The organism is Nonomuraea helvata, assembly GCF_039535785.1.
GTDB lineage: Bacteria > Actinomycetota > Actinomycetes > Streptosporangiales > Streptosporangiaceae > Nonomuraea > Nonomuraea helvata.
On sequence record NZ_BAAAXV010000009.1, the window covers coordinates 112,202 to 129,713 of the forward strand.

The following is a 17,512-nucleotide window of genomic DNA, read 5'->3' on the forward strand; positions in this document are numbered from 1 at the left end:
ACATCTAGGCGCCGCTCGCCTGCACCGTCTCGCGGGCCCACCGGTAGTCCGCCTTGCCCGCCGGCGAGCGCACCATTTCCTCCACGAACGCGTACGAACGAGGCACCTTGTACCCCGACAGCAGCGTCCTGCAGTGCGCGTCCAGCTCCTCGGCCGTCACCTCGACACCCTGCCGCGGCTCCACGACGGCGGCCACCCTGCTCCCCCACCGCTCGTCGGGCACCCCGGTCACCACCGCGTCGTACACGGCCGGATGCCCCTTGAGCACCGCCTCGACCTCCTCGGGGAACACCTTCTCCCCGCCGGTGTTGATGCACTGCGAGCCCCGGCCGAACACGTTCACGGTCCCGTCGGTGTCCACGGTCGCCAGGTCGCCGGTCAGCAGCCAGCGGATGCCGTCCGCGTCGGTGACGAACGTGCGGGCCGTCTTGTCGGGGTCGTTGTAGTAGCCGAACGCCACCCGCCCGGTCCTGGCAACGGTCCCGAGCTGCCCGGAGCCGGGCTCGACCGGCCGGTGCCGCTCGTCGAGGACGGCCAGCTTGACCACGGAGTTGGGCTGGTAACGCAGGCCCTTCTCCGGCGAGGACCCGGCCACGCCCGACGCGGTGAAGCCGGACTCGGTGGAGCCGAAGTTGTCCAGGATCCCAATGTTCGGGAGTGCCTTCTGGAGCCGGTCGCGTACCGCGCCCGACAGGATCGCCCCGGTCGAGCTGATCACGAACAGCGAGGAGACGTCGTAACGGCCCTTCTCCAGCGCCTCGGCCAGGGGCCTGGCCATGGCGTCGCCGGTGATGTTCATGGTGAACACGCGCTCGCGTTCGACCGCCCGCCACACGTCCTCGGCGTCGAACTTGCGCACGTACACCATGGTCGCGCCCATCCACCAGGCGATGAACGTGGCCATCTGCGCGGCCCCGTGCATCAGCGGCGGCGCGGCCATCATGACCATCGGGCCGGCCTTGACGGCCTCGTCGATCACCTCGCGCGGGGTGGCGCGCGGCTCGCCGTACGGGTTGCCGCCGCCGAAGGCCATGAACAGGTCCTCGACGCGCCACATCGCCCCCTTAGGCATGCCAGTGGTGCCGCCGGTGTAGATGATGTAGACGTCATTGCCCGAGCGTGCCGGGAAACCGCGTTCCGGCCGGCCGTGCTCCAAGGCGGTCTCGTACGGAACCGCCGCGCCGATCGCCGACGGCCCGCCCACCGAGATCAGGTGCTCCAGCAGCGGCGCTCGGTCCGCCACGGCGGCCACCCGCGCGTCGAACTCCACGTCGTAGACCACCGCCCGGAGGTCGGCGTCCCGGTAGAGGTAGAGCAGCTCGTTCTCGACGTAGCGGTAGTTGACGTTGATCGGCACGGCCCTGATCTTCAGCGCGGCCAGGAGCCCTGCCACGTACTCGACGCCGTTGTAGAGGTGCAGCCCGACGTGCTGGCCCGGCTGGATGCCCAGGTCCATGAGGTAGTGGGCGAGCCGGTTGGCCTCGGCCTCCAGCTCGGCGTAGGTGCGCCGGTCCGCGCCGCAGACGATGGCCGTCCTGTCCCCGATCGTGTCCGCGAGCCCTTCGAACAGGTCAGCGTGGTTGAACTCCATCAGGGTCTCTCCCGTCCGACGATCCACATCGCGAAGAACTGGGCTCCCCCGCCGTACGCGTGGCCGAGCGCCATGCGGGCGCCGTCCACCTGGTGCTCGCCCGCCAGCCCGCGCACCTGCAGCGCGGCCTCGGCGAACCTGATCAGCCCCGATGCCCCGATCGGGTTGCTCGACAGCACCCCGCCCGAGGCGTTCCACGGGATGTCACCGTCGAGCGCCGTCGCGCCCGACTCGGTGAGCTTCCATCCCTCCCCGTCCGCCGCGAACCCCAGGTTCTCCAGCCACATCGGCTCGTACCAGGAGAACGGCACGTACGTCTCGGCCACGTCGATCTGCCGCCGCGGGTCCGCGATGCCGGCCTGGCGGTAGACGTCGGCCGCGCAGTCCTTGCCCGCCTGCGGGCTGACCGTGTCGCGCGCGGCGCGGAAGATCGGCTCGGAGCGCATGGCCGTCCCGTGCACCCAGGCCGGGGTGCCGGTGACCTTCGACTCGGACGACAGGACCATGGCGCAGGCGCCGTCGCTGGACGGGCAGGTCTCCAGGTAGCGGATCGGCTCCCACAGCATGGGCGTGGACTCGACCATCTTCTGGTCGATGCCGGGGATCTTGAGGTGCGCGTACGGGTTCTTGAGCGCGTTCAGCCGGTCCTTGACCGCCACGAGCGTCCCGATGTGTCCGGGCGCGCCCGACCTGCGCATGTACTCGCGGATGTGCGGCGCGAAGTAGCCGCCCGCGCCCACCACCAGCGACGCGTTGAAGGGCAGGTGCGTGGAGAGCGCCCAGGTGGCGTTGGACTCCGACTGCTTCTCGAACGCCACCACCAGCACCCGGTCGTGCACGCCGCCCTGGATCAGCGAGGCTCCGACCAGCGCCGTCGAGCCGCCCACGCTGCCCGCCGTGTGCACGCGCATCATGGGCTTGCCCGCCGCACCGAGGGCGTCCGCCAGGTACGCCTCCGGCATCATCACGCCCTCGAACAGGTCGGGCGCCTTGCCGATGACCACGGCGTCGATGTCCTTGAACGTCAGCCCGGCGTCCTCCAGCGCCCGCAGCGCCGCCTCGCGGACCAGCCCGGCGATCGACACGTCCCTGCGCTTGGTCGTGTAGTGCGTCTGCCCGACGCCGATGACCGCACACCTGTTCATTGGTCGCTCACCACTCCTCATTCGCTCCGCGGAGTGCCTGTCGTGCCGAAGGCGCGCCATCAGCACGTGTCGGCCCTCCACTCCGCTTCGCGACGCACCCTGTCGAATTGCTCGCTCCGCTCGCGGGGCGTCGGGTTCGCTCCCGGTTTCCCATGTCAGGCCTCCAGGACGGTGACGAGGTTGTGCTGCAGGCAGGGGCCGCCGGCGGCGTGCCCGACGGTGCGGCTCGCGTCGCCGTCGAGGATGCGCCGCGCGGCCTCGCCGATGCGGATGAGGCCCGTGGCCATGACGGGGTTGGCGGCCAGCGGGCCGCCGGACGGGTTGATCACCGTGTCGCCGGGCAGCTCCAGGGCGCGGCGCAGGACGATCTCCTCGTGGGGGAACTGCGCGTGCAGCTCGGCCACTTCGACGGGACCCTTGCCGACCCCCGCGGCTCGTGCGGCATCGGCCGCGGAGGCCGACAGGGCAAGATCCCGCATACCCAGGTAGTGGGGCTCTATGCGATGCGCGATGCCCCTGATATAGGCGGGATTCGAGCACAGCTCCCTGGCCAGGTCGCCGGCGGCGAGCACAATCGCCGCCGCACCGTCCGTGATGGGCGGCACGTCGGTCTTCTTCAGCGGCTGCACCGCGAAGCCGTCCGAGTCTTCCGAGTCGTCCGGGTCGGGCAGATCGAGCGCGTACGGGTTGCTCCTCCCGTCCGCCCGGCTCCTGCGGACGATCTCGTCGAGCTCCTTCCTGTCCGCGCCGACCGCACCGGCCTGGAGCGCCGCGTAGGAGAGCAGGTCGAGGCCGAGCGGCGCCAGGTAGTACGGGTCGAGCTGGATCGTCATGATCGTGCGCAGGTCGCCGAGCGACGACTTGCCGAACCCGTAGACCAGGGCCGAGTCGATGTCGCCGTGCTGGAGGCGCACCCACGCCTCGTACAGGGCCCAGGCGCCGTCCATCTCCACGTGGCTCTCGGAGATCGGCGGCCAGGCTGCGAGGGCGTCGAGAGCCGACACGAACGAGAACGGCGCGCCGGCGAGGTAGTCACAGCTGCCCGAACAGGTGAAGCCGAACCTCTTGAGCCCGGTGCGCTCCTTGACCTCGTTGATCACGGGCAGGATCAGCTCCGGCTCGGTCGCACCGGTGTCGTGGTCGGTGTGCTGAGTCTGGGCGAACGCGACGATCGCGACATCTCTCATGACAGCTCCACGTCGGGCTCGCCGGTGGGGGCGAACCAGCGGATGTTCGACATTGACGCCGTACGCTCGCTCTCCGGCACCCAGACCGCCTTGACCCGCATGCCCTGGCGCACCTCGTGAGCGGGTACGTCGCCGATGAGCGCGATCATGGGGACATCGGCGTTGTCGACCAGGATGTACGCCGACACGAACGGCACTTGCGGAGCCCGCGGGTCGGGCAGGTTGTTGATCGCGAACGTGGTGATCGTGCCGGTGTCGGGCAGTTCTAGCGTCTCCCCGATGGCGCTTCCGCACTCGGGGCAGGACATGCGGTACGGCACGTACACCTTGGCGCAGCTCTCGCACCGGCCGCCGAGGAAGACGCCGCGCTCGATGCCCTCCAGGAAGACGCGGAGCGCGCCGCCCGCCTGGAGGCGGTACTCGGAGCGCACGTTGGACACGATCTTCGTGACCTCAGGGACGAAATGCGAAATGTCAGTGATGTGGCCGGTGGGGTGGTCGCTCCAGGCGGGCCAGACGCGCGTGCCCGCGGCGAGCGCCTTGGGGTTGCCCGCGTCCACGGCGTGCACCAGCGCGGTGTCCGCCCCGTCCAGCTTGATCAGGGCCCAGGCGAAGGGGCGGTCGAGCGGGTGGTTCTCGAGCGGCTCCGCCACCCACGCCCAGGTGGTGACCGTGCCGGCCGGGCCGACCTCGACGTACTCGCCGGTCACCGGCTCGCCCGTCGCGGGGTCGTACTCCAGGGGCGGCACGAGCACCTTGCCCTCTTTCGTCCGCACTCCCACGATGCGCCGGCCGCGTAGTTCGCTCAGGAACCGGCCGATCACGGGGCCTGTCGTACGCGTGTAGCCGCCGGGAAATTCCAGGACGTGCTGGGCGACGAGCGGATCAGATGGCACGGTCGTGTCCCTCCCAGTACGGGGCGCGGAGCTTGCGTTTGAGCAGCTTGCCGTTGGGCTCTCGGGGCATCTCGGCGATGAAGTCGACGCTCTTGGGCCACTTCATCCTGGCCAGGCGGCCCTCCAGCGACGCGAGCAGCTCGCGGGCCAGCTCGGGGCCGGGCTCGATGCCCGGTGCCGGCTCGACCACGGCCTTGATCTGCTCGCCCCACTCCTCGTCCGGGATGCCGAACACGGCCACGTCCGCCACCTTCGGGTGGACCATGAGCTCGTTCTCGATCTCGGCCGGGTAGATGTTCGCCCCTCCAGAGATGATCATGTCGGCCTTGCGGTCGCAGAGGTAGAGGTAGCCGTCCTGGTCCAGGTAGCCGATGTCCCCGACGGTGAAGTAGTCCTTGAGCCGGTTCGCGGCGGTCTTGTCGGGGTCGCCCTTGTACTCGAACGAGGCGCCCATCATCTTCATGTAAATCGTCCCGGCGGTGCCGGTCGGTACAGGCTCGCCCTGCTCGTCCACGATGAGCAGCTCACTGATGGGCCACGCCTTGCCGACCGTGCCCGGATGGGTCTTCCAGCCCTCGGGCGTGGCCAGGGTGCCGCCGCCCTCGGTGGCCGCGTAGTACTCGTACACGCAGTCGCCCCACCACTCGAACATCGCCCATTTGACCGGGACGGGGCAGGGGGCGGCGGCGTGGATCATCCACTTGAGCGAGGACAGGTCGTACTTGGCGCGGGTCTGCTCCGGCAGCGCGAGCAGCCGCTTGAAGTGGGTGGGGACCAGGTGGGAGTTCGTGACGCGGTAGCGCTCGCAGACCCGGAGCATCTCTTCGGCGTCCCACTTGTCCATGTAGACGAGGGTGTGTCCCATGTGCAGCGCGGTGCCGCCGAACTGGGTCACCGCGGTGTGGTAGTTCGGGGACGTGATCAGGTGGGCGTTGGGGCGGCCCGGGGTGATGCCGAACAGCCCGAGCAGGAACGTCATCAGCTCTGCGGAGTCGTCCGGATCCAGGCCGTTCAGCCCGCGTTTGACGCCTTTCGGCTTGCCGGTCGTGCCCGAGGTGTAGTGCATGGTGGCGCCGGCGGTGCGGCCCTCCGGTGCGGTGTCCGGCTGACCGTCGGTGAGCTCGCTCACCTGCCGGAAGCCGTCGATCTTCTCCCCGAGGATGAAACGGCGGTGCGGCTCGATGGTCTCCGCCCCCCTTGCGCCCTCCTTGAGATAGCGCGGGTGCACGAAGAAGGCCTTGGCCTCGCTGTCCGACACGATGTACGCGATCTCGGGGCCGGTGAGATGCCAGTTGACCGGGGTGTAGTACCAGCCGGCCTGCATGGCGGCCAGGTAGAGCACGAGCCCGTCGACGCCGTTCGGGACCAGGCCGCAGATGCCGTCCCCTGGCTGGAGCCCGAGGCCGCGCAGGCCGTGCACGAGGCGGTTCGCGCGAGCCAGCAGGTCGCCCGCGCGATGCTCCGTGCCATCGGGGTCAACGGCCGCGATCCACTCGGGATCCGCCTGCGCGAGCCTCCAGAAACCGAGCGTGCCCATCTGAACTCCTCTGCTCATGGCTTCACTCCGTGAAGCGGGCTCGGTCGCCCTTGATGCCGTCGCCTTCCCTCGCTCTGGTCGCTCCCCTCCCGCCGCTCCTCCAGACGACGGCGCTCCCCCGCGGGAGTCGTGGCGCGAAGTAAAACAGGAACCTGTTCTCGTTTGCTGCTGGGAGCGTATCCTGGGGCCGAAGTTCGTAGCAAGCGCTTGATTAGACACTTCGGAGGCGTACGTGGAGCACCTGCCGATCAGCACCCCCCCACTGCCGGATCGAACGCGACGGCCACATCCTGATCGTCACCATGAACCGGCCGGAGGCCCGCAACGCGCTCTCCTCGGACATGCTGATCGGCCTGGCCTCGGCGTGGGCGTACGCGTCGGCGGAGGCCGGGATCCGGGTGGCGATCCTGACGGGCGCGGAGGGCACGTTCTGCGCGGGGGCGGACCTCAAGGCCATGGGGCAGCCCTCCACGGACCCTGAGGTCCAGGCCAGGGCCGCGCAGATCCCCAACTTCCACTGGAAGGGGCTGCTCAGGGAGGATCTGCCCACCAAGCCGATCATCAGCGCCGTAGAAGGCTACGCGGTGGCGGGGGGCACGGAGCTGCTGGTGGGGACCGACCTGCGGGTGGTGGCCGAGTCCGCCACGCTGGGGCTGTTCGAGGCCAAGCGCGCCCTCTTCCCGATGGGCGGCAGCGCCGTACGCCTGCCTAGGCAGATCCCGTACTGCCATGCCATGGACCTCCTCCTCACCGGCCGCGCGGTCACGGCGGCGGAGGCGCTGTCCATGGGGCTGGTCAACCGGGTGGTCCCGGACGGCCAGGCGCTGGCTTCGGCGCGGGAGCTCGCCGAGGACGTCGCCGCCTCGGGGCCGCTGGCGGTGCAGGCGATCCTGCGTACGTACCGGGACACGCTGGGCATGCCGGAGGTGGAGGCGCTGAAGGTGTCGGACGAGATCGGGTGGCCGGTGATCGGCTCGGAGGACGCCAAGGAAGGCACGCGCGCCTTCCGCGAGAAGCGCGCCGCGACCTACCAGGCGCGCTGATTACAGGCTTGAGCGGCGCAAGAGGCCGCCCAAGGCTACGGTCGGCACATGGCGAAGGTCATCTCTCAGCGCGAGTTTCGCGACGAGCCTGACGCCGCCATGGATCAGGTCGAGGCGGGCGAGACTTTCCGCATCGCTCGCGATGGAGTCGAGATCGCGGAGCTGCGCCCGCTCCCATGCAAGCGGCATCTGAGCGCCGAAGAGCTCGTCGCAAGGCATCGCCGGCTCCCGCACGTGGAGTATGCCGAAATGCGGCGAGAGGCCGGCGAATTCTTCGGCGCCGATGACCATGTCGACGACGACCCCTGGGAGCGGCGTCGCGACTGATCGCCACGCGCAGCTCCCCCAGGGTGTGACCAAGGGGCGCACCGTGACCGGGACAGGTATACGTCAGTCCCCGGTGAGGCGCTCCAGCCGTTCCAGGGCCTCGCCGTACTCCTCCACCAGGCCGAACACCACGTCCTTCGTCGACCGCACCTGGTTGGTGATCCCGATGATCTGCCCGGCGGGGAAGGTGGCCAGCTCGGCGACGTCGGAGCGGCCGATGCGGCGCAGGGCGTCCGAGACCAGCATGAACTGCAGGGGCATCGGCAGCGTGCCGGGCGACTCCTCCGACTCCCACGCCTCCGTCCACTCGTTCTTGAGCAGCCGCGCCGGCTTGCCCGTCCAGCTCCGCGACCGCACGGTGTCCCTGGACGTGGCCTCCAGGATGCGGCGCTTGGCCATCTCCGGGGTGTCGGCCTCCTCCACGGTCAGCCAGAGCGAGCCGGTCCAGACGCCCTCGGCGCCCAGCGCCATCCCCGCCGCCATCTGGCGGCCGTTGCCGATGCCGCCGGCGGCCAGGACGGGCACGTCCACGGCATCCACCACCTGCGGGATCAGCACCATGGTCGAGATCTCGCCCGTGTGACCGCCGGCCTCGGTGCCCTGGGCGACCACCACGTCCACCCCGACCTCGACCTGCTTGAGCGCGTGCCTGGGTGTGGAGGCCAGGGCGGCGACCTTGACCCCGTGCGCGTGGGCGAGGTCCACCACGTCGGCGGGCGGCGGGCCGAGGGCGTTGGCCAGGAGGGCGATGGGGTGGCGGAGCGCGACCTCCACCTGCGGCCGGGCGGTGGCGTCCGTCCAGCCGAGCAGCACCTTGCCGGGGTCGGCGTCCGAGGACAGCGGCGGGACGCCGTGCTTGGCCAGGAGGTTCTCGACGAACGACCGGTGGCCCTCGGGGATCATCGACTGCAGGCGGCCCACCAGCTCCTCGGGCGCGAAGTCGGCGCCCTCGTAGGAGGCCGGCATGACGACGTCCACGCCGTACGGCCTGCCGTCCACGTGGTCGTCGATCCACTTGAGCTCCGTCTCGAGCTCTTCAGGGGTGAAGTAGAGCGCTCCGAGCACTCCCATGCCGCCCGCACGGCTGACGGCGGCGACGACGTCCCTGCAGTGGCTGAAGGCGAAGATCGGGAACTCGATTCCGAACATGTCCGTGACACGTGTCCGCATGGCCCGACAATACGTCCCCCGGATGTCGAACTGCAACGCGTTCTAGACTAGAATCTTCCGTCTGGTACTGGCGGGTAACCTAGAGCGATAACCTGTTCTAGTTTGGCCTTCTCCAGGCATGAAAAAGGGGCCCGCACATCGCGGGCCCCCGAATGAGGATTACTCGCCGCGGGGCCGCCGGCCGAGGACGACGCCGGTCAGCACCAGCGCGGCGCCCACGATGAGCAGGACCAGCGGGATGATGTTGCGCAGCAGGTTGATCTGGCTCTTGCCCGACTGCGCCTGCTTGACCAGGTCGCTGACGGTCTGGTCGGTCATCTTCGCGGTGCCGATGAAGGCCGCCGACCGCTCGATCCCGTCCTGGGTCTTCAGCACCTCGTGGCGCTGCACCTCCTGCTTGACCGGGGAGCCGGTGACCGGCTCGACCCAGAACGTGGTCTTGCCGTCGTACCAGCGGTCGACCTGCACGTCTCCGGTGGTGCCCGTCATGCCGAGCACGTTGGCGGGCGCGCTGCGGGTCTCGGTCTTGGTCGGCGGGACGTTCTGCTCGAAGACGTAGACGGGCAGGCCGTTGACGTTGTCCTCACGCACGAAGGCGGCGTCGAACGCCTTGCCCGCCGTGCCGTTGAACACCTTGTACGTCTTCTTCTCCACGTCGAAGGGGAACTTGTAGATCTGCCCCTCCAGCGTGACCGGCTCCTTGTCGATGCTGTCCCCGCAGCAGTTGAGCGCCACTCCGGTGTAGCGGTCGAAGGCGCTGCGGCGCTCGGAGAGGTCGATCTGCGGCCGGCTGTTGGTCACGTCGTTGACCACCGTGGCCTCGTCCCAGACCACCCTCTTGGAGTTGGCCTCCTTCACGTCCCCGCGGGTGGTGACGAAGATCTGGAGGTCACCGGTGAGGACCTTCAGGTCCTGGAGCGAGAAGTAGCGAGCGCCCTTCGCCTCCAGCCGCGCGATGCCGAACTGGTCCGCGGGAGCGGCGATGATCTGGCCGGACGCCCAGAATTTCAGCAGCGGCGCCAGCGCGATGAAGAAAGCCCCGAACCCGATGAGGACGAGCGTGGAGATACGACCCATCGAGGCCTCCGCATTTGTAGAACGTGTTGTCGTCTAGCGCGATCGTCGAGCAACAAAGTATGACAGTGGGTGATGCGCGTCACTGGCGGCCATATCACCGCAATCAAATCGATAGAAACAGGTTCTATCGTGGTTTCCGCCGGCCGAGCGAGAGGGTGTGAGCAGAGGTGAAGAGCAGGGATGCGGCCCTCGACGGCATCCGCGCGTTCGCCGCTCTGGGCGTCTGGCTGCTGCACGTCGGCAGCAACACCGGCGTCATGTACCGCGAGGGCATGTACGCCTGGATGCTGGCCCGCCTCGGCATCGCCGTACCCATCTTCTTCCTCCTGTCGGGCCTGCTGCTCTACCGCCCGTGGGCGCGCGCGGTGATCGAGAATACGCCACGCCCCAAACCCCTGCTCTATCTGTGGCGCAGAGTGCTGCGGGTCATGCCGGTCTACTGGCTCGTGGTGGTGCCGGCGCTGTGGGCGTGGAGCTCGCCTGACTGGCTCGGCTGGGTCAAGTGGATGCTGCTGCTGCAGAACTACTTCCCCGGCGAGCAGGCGGCCGAGGGGCTGTACCAGATGTGGACGCTGCCCATCGAGATGGCCTTCTACGTGGTGCTTCCGGTCCTGGCCTGGCTGCTGCACAAATGGGCGCGCCGCGGCGGCAACCCGCCGGTCAGGCTGCTGGCGGGCATCGGGGTGCTGCCGGTGATCTCGGTGGTCACCGTGATCGTGACGCGGGAGTTCGGGCAGGCGCAGCTCGCCCTGCTGCTGCCGTACCACCTGGTGTTCTTCGCCTGCGGCATGGCGATGGCCGTGCTGTCGGTGTGGATCGGGCACAGCAGGGTGATCGACGCGCTGACGCCGCAGCTCCTGGTGCTGGCGCTGCTGCTGTACGCCGTGCTGAGCACCGCGCTGGCCGGGCCGCGCACGCTGACGCTGCCGACCCTGTGGGAGTCGCTGCTGCGGATCAGCCTGGAGGCGGCGGTCGCGATGCTGCTGGTGGCGCCGTTCGCGCTGGCCCCCAGAGGCGACTCGCTCAGACACCGGCTGGTCGGCAACCCCGTGACCGCCTACCTGGGCCGCATCTCCTACAGCTTCTTCCTGTGGCACGCGCCGCTGATCACGTTGCAGCTCAAGCTCACCGGGGCGCCGCCGTTCGGCGGTGACTTCCCCAGCGTGGCGGTGGTGTCGTTCCTGGGCACGCTGCTGCTCAGCGTCGGCAGCTACCACCTGATCGAGGTCCCGGCGCTCAAGCTCGGCCGGCTCCCGTCAGCACCTGCTCGGCCGCCGGCCGCTCCAGCTCCGGCGCCGGTCGCTCCGGCTCCTTGACGAGCTGGCCGAAGAGCACACCCATGGCCGCGCAGGCGGCGAGCTGCGGCACCACGTCGAGCAGCAGCTCACTGCCGGGCGACACCATGGCCGCCGCCAGCGAGAGCGTGGCCGCGCCGAGGACGGCGGCGGCCGCCCAGTGCGCGGGCAGGCCCTTGTCGCGCAGCACGAGCGTCACGAGCAGGGCGCCGAGGACCGCGAGCATGCCCGGCCAGTTCGCCACCCAGCCGCCGAACGCCAGGGCGAGCGCGACGGCGTACGGCGCGCGCAGGTGCCGCAGCCGGGCGGCCGAGGCCGGGGCGGTCTCGAGCACGTGCTCCGGGCGCGGGCCACGCAGGACCAGGGCGATCAGGGTCAGCAGGGCGATCCCGGCCAAACCGAGGACGAGCGCGAGCCAGTAGGCGCGGTCCGGCACGTACTCAAGGCGCGCGGTCCCCGTGGTCCCGGCCGGCAGCTCCCAGGCCTGCTTCCAGCCGTCGATCCGCACGGGTTTGAGCGTCTTGCCGGCGATCTGTGCCCGCCAGCCGGCGTTGTAGTTCTCGTTGACGACGAGGAAGGAGTCCTTCGGCGCGGTCACCTCGACCTCGCGTACGGACGGCGTCCAGGTGCTCTGCACGGCCGCTCCCTCCACGCCGCGCGGCTTGTCGGGCAGCGCGCCTGCCACCAGGTCGTCGATGGCGAACGACTCCCAGCCCGCGACCCGCACCCGGTTGTCGCCGGCCTTGAGCCTGGCCTTCGAGCACCCGAAGATCTGCACGGGCCGCTGCTCCAGCAGGTCGGCCTGAGTACCGGCGACCTTGGTCTGGATGACCTGCCCGTTCACCTCGATCCTGGGGCCTGAGCCGCAGGTGAGCCTGAGCGGGACGCCGGCGAGCCTGCCCACGGGAGCGACGCCGGGCACCACGATCTCGGTCACCTGCAGCCGCTTCGAGATCGGCGTGAAGCGGAGCTGGAGCCGCGAGGTGGACAGCGGCTTGAACGTCAGGAGGCCGCGCGGATCGACCCGTCCCGCGCGGACGGCGCCGCGATCGCCGGTCACGACCACGTCGAGCGCCTGCTTGTCGCCTCCGGGGCGGCCGATCCGGATCTGGGAGATCATCCGCCTGCCCTTCCAGGCGATGGCGAGCGCGGGCTGGGCGTCGTCGGTGGCGGGGATCCAGGTGGTGCTCGCGTCCCCGTCGAACGCCGACCGGGGCGAGACCACCGCGTCCAAGGTGAGCTGGGACGAGCCGGTCACGCTGGTCAGGTCCGCGCTGATGCGCGTGAACCGGTCGGCGAGCACCGGATCCTTCAGCACGGCCGATCCCCGCACGTTCACGGTCGCGGCGGACTCGGCGGTGAAGGTCCGGTCGAACCCGGTCTCCTCCCCCGGCTTGGCCAGCGCCGTCGCGTTGCAGATCCACCGGTACTGGTTGCGCATGCAGGCGGGCCGCTCGTCGAGCCCCCGGTCCATGACGAACACGTCGCCGCCCTTTCCCGGCAGCCTGATCGTGCGCTCCGGCGTGACGCCGCGGATGGACAGCTCGACGATGCCGACCCGCTGCCCGTAGCTCCACTCGCCGGTAACCGTCTGCAGCACTTTGACCCGCACCCAGCTCGTGGGCCCGTCGGGGACGCGCAGCCGCTGCGGCTCCGTGATCCGCCGCACGTCCTGCGCCAGGCTCCCCGACTCGGTCTCCACGGCCACCCGCTTGATCGCCTGACCGAGCAGCAGGTCGGGGGCGAGCATCACCTGCACGTACGGGATCCGCATCCGGTTGGGCAGGTCCACGCGGAGCCATTCGCCCTCGGCGGGCTTCGAGCCGTCGCTCTCCCAGCCGGTCTGACCGTTGCCGTCCACGGCCGCCCACGGGCCCCGTCCCGTCGTGCTGATCCCGGCGATCGCGTACGGGTCGGCGACCGAGGAGGAGGCCGTCACGCCTGCGATGCCGTCGTACTCGGCGGTGGCGGAGTCGTCCAGCCAGCCCTTCTCCAGCAGGTCCAGCGCCCTGACGCCGGAGAAGTCCGCCTTGCTGTCGGCCGTCAGCGTGGGCGACCAGTTCGACCTGATCTCACCGAACGAGCGCTCGCGCAGCCGCAGCGCGTCGCTGACCACGGTCGGCGCCTCCCGCTTGCCCGCGTCGCCGTTCACCAGCACCGGGCCGTCGCCGAGCAGGCCGAGGTCGCCCATCGCGAGCAGCGAGTCCGGCCCGCCGCGCACGGCGAGCGCGTCGGCGACCGGCTGCACCGAGACCAGATCCGAGCTGCCCGTCACCTCGTACAGGTCCAGCGCCGGGAACGGCGCGTCCAGCGACTCCACGGCGTCGTCGGTCTCCTTGTCGCCGACGAGCTCGCCGAACGAGCGCAGCCGCTTGACGCCGGGCGATTCGCGCAGTGCCTCGAAGATCCGCCCGGGCCAGGCGCCCTGGAGGTTCGCCCTGTTCAGGTCGTTCCTGACGAGCAGGTAGCGCACGCCCATCCTGCGCAGGACGGCGGTCAGCCCGGCCGAGCCATGGCCCGCGGTGAGCCGCTGGTCGATGGCGTCGAGCAGCCTGGTCAGGCCCACCGAGCCCGGCGGCGTGATCTGCCTGGTGGTCCAGCGGGCCGTGGACAGCGCCTGCATGGGCTCGTCCATCGGGCGGCCCCAGACGTACTCGCCGAACTTGGCGCCCGGCACGATCAGGACACCGTCGTCGCCGGCGTTCTCGTCGAGCCAGGCCGCCGCCTCCCGCCAGTGCGCCGGCACCTGCTTGAAGTCCCCGGGCGCGGCCAGGCCCTGGTTGAACACGGGCAGGACGAGGGCCGCGAACGCCACCGCCGACACCGTACGCAGGGGCAGCCTGGCCCTCACGAGCAGATGAGCGAGCCCGAAGGAGAGCGCGAGGCGTACCAGCGGGTCGAACTTCCGCAGGTTGCGCAGCGGCGCGAGCGGGCCGTCGAGCAGCCAGCGCACCGGCTCGGCCACGACCGGCTCCAGGACGCTGATGTGCCCGGCGACCAGCGCCGTCACGCCGACCAGGAACAGCGCCACCACGAACCCCCTGGCGGGCAGGTCCCGGCGGGACAGCCCGGCCAGGCCGAGCGCCGCCAGCACGCCGGTGACCACGACCATGGCCGCGGAGGTGGCGATCGCGAAGCCCGGCGGCTGGTCGAAGACGCCGTTGACCGGCAGGTAGCGCACCCAGTCGGAGGCGCCGCGCAGGACGTTCGTGAGCGAGGTGACCTGGGTGGTGGTCTCGGAGGTCTCGGTGTACGGCAGGAACGAGAACGCGTACCGGCCGACGAGCAGCAGCGGCAGCGTCCAGAACAGGGTGGCGACCGACACGGCCCCCGTCCACCAGGCGAGCAGCCGCCAGCGCGGCACCGGGCGCGGTCTGGTGAGGATGTAGACGACCGGGGCGACGAGCACGGCCAGCACGGCGACCGCGTTCACGCCGCCGCACAGCGCCACGGCCAGCGCCGACCTGACGGCCCCACGGGCCCGCTGGCCCGTCTCCGAGGCGGTCAGCAGCGGGATCAGGATCCACGGCAGCATCGCGGCGGGCAGCCACTCGATCGAGATCTCGCCGAGGATGGACAGCGTCCGCGGGGCCAGCGCGTACGCCAGCGCGCCCACGATGCGGGTGCCTTCGGCGCCGATGCCGAGCTGCCTGCTCAGCCGCTCCACGCCCAGGAACGCCACGCACATCAGCAGCGTCAGCCAGAGCCGCTGCGTCACCCACGGCGTCACGCCGGCCAGGTCGCCCAGGGCGAAGAACGGGCCCATCGGGAAGATGTAGCCGGCGACCTGGTTCTGGAGCTGGCCGAAGTGCTGGATGTCCCACAGGTGGGAGGCGCGCTCCAGCCAGCCGAGCGGGTTGAGCGCGAGGTCCATCTTGGTGTCGGAGATCAGGTTGCCCGGTTTGGTGGTGAACGCCAGCACGGCGAAGCCGAGGCAGCACACCACCAGCCACCACCGCCGCCGCACCCGCTCACTGACCGGCTCCCGGGCCGCGGCACGCCCACCCTTCTCACCGGTGGAGGACGGCGGCGTCGCACCCCCATCGGCAGGCGGCCACATTTTCGGGTCCCTGCCAACGGGCGCGTCGGGCGCTGCCGACGTGCTGGCGGGCGCGCCAGGCAGAGGCGGCGCGGCGGCGGACGCGCCAGGCACAGGCGGCGCGGTCCCGGGCGCGCCGAGCACAGGTGGCATGGTGGCGGGCGTGTCGGGTGTCGGCGGCGTCGTGTCGGGGGCCGGTGGCGCGGGTTTCGGGCGGCCGGTGCCTGGGCGTCCGGCCACCAGGCGGTCGGTGGCCGGTTGCTTGGCAGAGCGTCCGGCCACGATCCGGTCGATCGGCGGCTTGCGCGTCACCACGCCTCCCAGCCCGGCTCGACGTCCTGGCCCAGCATCAGCGCTGTGAGGCGCTGCGCGCTGCGGTCCCAGGAGAAGCGGTCAGCCCATGCCCGACATTTCACGGCATAAGTCTGGTCCAGCTCAGTGAGTGCCGCGGCTACGCCCTTGGCCAGCTCCGTGCCCTCGGGCAGCAACCACCCCGTCTCCCCATGCCGTACGGCATCACGGAGCCCGTCCACGTCGAACGCGACGGTCGGCACCCCCAGCGCGGCCGACTCGAGCACGCTCAGTCCCCATCCCTCACCCTGCGAGGCGCTCACGTGCACCCATGCCCGCTCGACCACCCGCGCCTTCTCCTCCTCCGGCAGGTAGCCGTGCAGCGTGACGCCCTCAGGCAGGCGGGCGCGCAGCCGCTCCTCCTCGGGACCGCGGCCGATGATGTCCACGGCCAGGTCCGGCCAGCGCTCCCTGAGCTCGGCCACGGCGTCGAGCAGGAGGTGAACGCGTTTGTGCGCGACGAGCCGCCCCAGGCAGACGAGCCGCGGCGCCGGGCTCTTCACGACATCACCGGGCCGGGCGATGCTCACCCCGTTCGGCACGATGTGCACAGGACCGTCCCACCCGAGCCGCTCCCGCATGGCCCGCACCGTGGACGGCGACACGGCCACGCTCGCATGCCGCCGGTAGGTCCACCGGGCCGCCGGCCCCTCCAGGAAGCGCCCGAACGCCGCCAGCCACCGCGGCAGGTGCAGGCCGAACTGCCGATCGTGCACGTGGTGCACGACGCAGAGCACCCTGGTACGCCGCCGCACGACCCACGGGGTGAAGAACGGGATCCCGTTCTGGCAGTCGAGCACCACGTCGAAGCGGCCGCGCCGGAGCAGCAGCCAGCAGAGCACCAGCGGATAGACGGTGAACACCCCGCCCATCCGCACGATGCGCACCCCGTCGACGGACTCCCCCCGGCCCTGGCCCGGCGCTCGCGCGGTGACGAAGCACACCTGATGGCCCGCGCCCACGAATCGGCGGGCCATCTCCCAGGCGAACGTCTCAGCACCGCCTGCCAGGGGATGCCAGGGGTCACGCCAGTTGACGACAGCGATCTTCACGGATATCCGACGGGGTCGAGCGGCGGCTCCCAGGCCGGGTCGGCGGCGGCGCGCGGCCGAGCGCGCAGCCGCAGCCAGATCCTCCCGAGCTCCATCACGATGCCGAACGTGTGCCGGGCCGGTGAGAAGCGCGAGCCCGGCATGTCGTGCCAGCGCACGGGGATCTCCTTCACCGCCGCCCCCTGCCCGACGCAGCGCGCGAGCAGCTCGACGTCGAAGGCGAAGCCGGAGGTACGGAGCAGGACGGCGATCTCGCGGGCCAGCACCCCGTCGAAGAACTTGAACCCGCACTGGGTGTCGCTCACCCCGCGCACCAGCACGCCGGCCAGCGCGCGGAACGCGAAGGCGCCCAGCTCGCGGACCTTGCTGTGGCGGTTCTCGACGTGGGAGTCCAGGTGCGCCCTCGACCCGACCACCACCCGCTCTCCGGACAGCAACTGCCCGAAGGCGATGTCGATGGCGTCGAGGTCGGTGGCCATGTCGGCATCGACGAACCCGACGAACGGGGCGCCGGTGTCGAGCAGTCCGGTACGTACGGCGGCCCCCTTGCCGGGAGCCGGACACCGGATCAGCCGGACCGCCACAGGTCCACGCGGCCAGTTTCTGACGATCTCGGCCGTGCGGTCCGTGCTGTTGTTGTCGACCACGATGACGGCGGTCGGGAACGGCATGCGGGCAAGCTTCGCGCACAGCTGCAGGAGGCCCCCGGGAAGTCGTCGTTCCTCGTTGTAGGCGGGAATGACGATCTCAAGCAGTGGTGGTCGGCTCGTCCCCTCGTCCCCATGTGGAGAGGGCGGCATGT

General features: G+C 70.5%; 12 protein-coding genes and 1 pseudogene. 3 read left to right on the forward strand and 10 right to left on the reverse strand.

Features of this window, described 5'->3' with window-relative positions; genetic code table 11:
• Nucleotides 1-4: 4 nt before the first annotated feature.
• From ABD830_RS33105 to ABD830_RS33125, 5 genes are all read right to left on the reverse strand, one after another.
• Nucleotides 5-1,591: an acyl-CoA synthetase gene (locus ABD830_RS33105; protein WP_344996390.1), complete on the reverse strand. Its 1,587-nt coding sequence runs from the start codon at nucleotides 1,589-1,591 to the stop codon at nucleotides 5-7.
• Nucleotides 1,591-2,736 carry a thiolase domain-containing protein gene (locus ABD830_RS33110; protein ID WP_344996392.1) on the reverse strand — a complete coding sequence of 382 codons (1,146 nt, stop codon included), beginning with the start codon at nucleotides 2,734-2,736 and terminating at the stop codon, nucleotides 1,591-1,593. Before ABD830_RS33110 ends, ABD830_RS33105 begins: the two co-directional genes overlap by 1 nt.
• 155 nt (nucleotides 2,737-2,891) lie before the next feature.
• Entirely contained in the window at nucleotides 2,892-3,923 is a 1,032-nt protein-coding gene (locus ABD830_RS33115) for a thiolase domain-containing protein (RefSeq protein WP_344996395.1), read from the reverse strand.
• Complete coding sequence (locus tag ABD830_RS33120; protein WP_344996398.1) at nucleotides 3,920-4,819, reverse strand: Zn-ribbon domain-containing OB-fold protein; 900 nt, start codon at nucleotides 4,817-4,819, stop codon at nucleotides 3,920-3,922. The genes ABD830_RS33115 and ABD830_RS33120 overlap by 4 nt, the downstream gene beginning before the upstream one ends.
• A complete protein-coding gene (locus ABD830_RS33125; RefSeq protein ID WP_345002189.1) occupies nucleotides 4,809-6,356 on the reverse strand; it encodes an acyl-CoA synthetase in 1,548 nt (515 codons plus the stop codon). The genes ABD830_RS33120 and ABD830_RS33125 overlap by 11 nt, the downstream gene beginning before the upstream one ends.
• Before the next feature lie 232 nt (nucleotides 6,357-6,588).
• Between ABD830_RS33125 and ABD830_RS33130 the strand changes: the two are divergent.
• Both ABD830_RS33130 and ABD830_RS33135 read left to right on the forward strand, forming a co-directional pair.
• Nucleotides 6,589-7,399, forward strand: a pseudogene (locus tag ABD830_RS33130) (crotonase/enoyl-CoA hydratase family protein).
• Between the two features lie 48 nt (nucleotides 7,400-7,447).
• Entirely contained in the window at nucleotides 7,448-7,726 is a 279-nt protein-coding gene (locus ABD830_RS33135) for a type II toxin-antitoxin system Phd/YefM family antitoxin (protein WP_344996403.1), read from the forward strand.
• A gap of 63 nt (nucleotides 7,727-7,789) precedes the next feature.
• Here ABD830_RS33135 and ABD830_RS33140 read toward each other — a convergent pair whose 3' ends face one another.
• Nucleotides 7,790-8,896: an NAD(P)H-dependent flavin oxidoreductase gene (locus tag ABD830_RS33140; RefSeq protein ID WP_344996406.1), complete on the reverse strand. Its 1,107-nt coding sequence runs from the start codon at nucleotides 8,894-8,896 to the stop codon at nucleotides 7,790-7,792.
• Between the two features lie 159 nt (nucleotides 8,897-9,055).
• Nucleotides 9,056-9,973 (reverse strand): cell envelope lipid trafficking protein PgfA, encoded by a 918-nt coding sequence (pgfA, locus tag ABD830_RS33145; RefSeq protein WP_344996407.1) that lies wholly within the window; start codon nucleotides 9,971-9,973, stop codon nucleotides 9,056-9,058.
• 167 nt (nucleotides 9,974-10,140) lie between these two features.
• Between pgfA and ABD830_RS33150 the strand changes: the two genes are divergently transcribed.
• A complete protein-coding gene (locus tag ABD830_RS33150) occupies nucleotides 10,141-11,289 on the forward strand; it encodes an acyltransferase family protein (protein WP_344996410.1) in 1,149 nt (382 codons plus the stop codon).
• On the opposite strand, the gene ABD830_RS33155 is transcribed toward ABD830_RS33150, so the two are convergent.
• The 3 genes from ABD830_RS33155 to ABD830_RS33165 are packed head-to-tail and all read right to left on the reverse strand — an operon-like array spanning nucleotide 11,210 to nucleotide 17,510.
• The gene (locus tag ABD830_RS33155; protein ID WP_344996413.1) at nucleotides 11,210-15,619 is read right to left on the reverse strand and encodes an alpha-(1->3)-arabinofuranosyltransferase domain-containing protein; all 4,410 of its coding nucleotides are present in this window, start codon (nucleotides 15,617-15,619) and stop codon (nucleotides 11,210-11,212) included. The genes ABD830_RS33150 and ABD830_RS33155 overlap by 80 nt on opposite strands.
• Nucleotides 15,616-16,710: a glycosyltransferase family 4 protein gene (locus ABD830_RS33160; protein WP_344996416.1), complete on the reverse strand. Its 1,095-nt coding sequence runs from the start codon at nucleotides 16,708-16,710 to the stop codon at nucleotides 15,616-15,618. The genes ABD830_RS33155 and ABD830_RS33160 overlap by 4 nt, the downstream gene beginning before the upstream one ends.
• The gene (locus ABD830_RS33165; protein WP_344996419.1) at nucleotides 16,707-17,510 is read right to left on the reverse strand and encodes a glycosyltransferase; all 804 of its coding nucleotides are present in this window, start codon (nucleotides 17,508-17,510) and stop codon (nucleotides 16,707-16,709) included. Before ABD830_RS33165 ends, ABD830_RS33160 begins: the two co-directional genes overlap by 4 nt.
• Nucleotides 17,511-17,512: the final 2 nt, after the last annotated feature.

Excerpts from the sequence above, each read along its gene's own strand:
- ABD830_RS33105 (WP_344996390.1), bottom strand. The coding sequence starts at position 1,591 with ATGGAGTTCAACCACGCTGACCTGTTCGAAGGGCTCGCGGACACGATC.
- ABD830_RS33110 (WP_344996392.1), bottom strand. The coding sequence starts at position 2,736 with ATGAACAGGTGTGCGGTCATCGGCGTCGGGCAGACGCACTACACGACC.
- ABD830_RS33115 (WP_344996395.1), bottom strand. The coding sequence starts at position 3,923 with ATGAGAGATGTCGCGATCGTCGCGTTCGCCCAGACTCAGCACACCGAC.
- ABD830_RS33125 (WP_345002189.1), bottom strand. The coding sequence starts at position 6,356 with ATGGGCACGCTCGGTTTCTGGAGGCTCGCGCAGGCGGATCCCGAGTGG.
- ABD830_RS33135 (WP_344996403.1), top strand. The coding sequence starts at position 7,448 with ATGGCGAAGGTCATCTCTCAGCGCGAGTTTCGCGACGAGCCTGACGCC.
- ABD830_RS33140 (WP_344996406.1), bottom strand. The coding sequence starts at position 8,896 with ATGCGGACACGTGTCACGGACATGTTCGGAATCGAGTTCCCGATCTTC.
- pgfA (WP_344996407.1), bottom strand. The coding sequence starts at position 9,973 with ATGGGTCGTATCTCCACGCTCGTCCTCATCGGGTTCGGGGCTTTCTTC.
- ABD830_RS33165 (WP_344996419.1), bottom strand. The coding sequence starts at position 17,510 with ATGCCGCCCTCTCCACATGGGGACGAGGGGACGAGCCGACCACCACTG.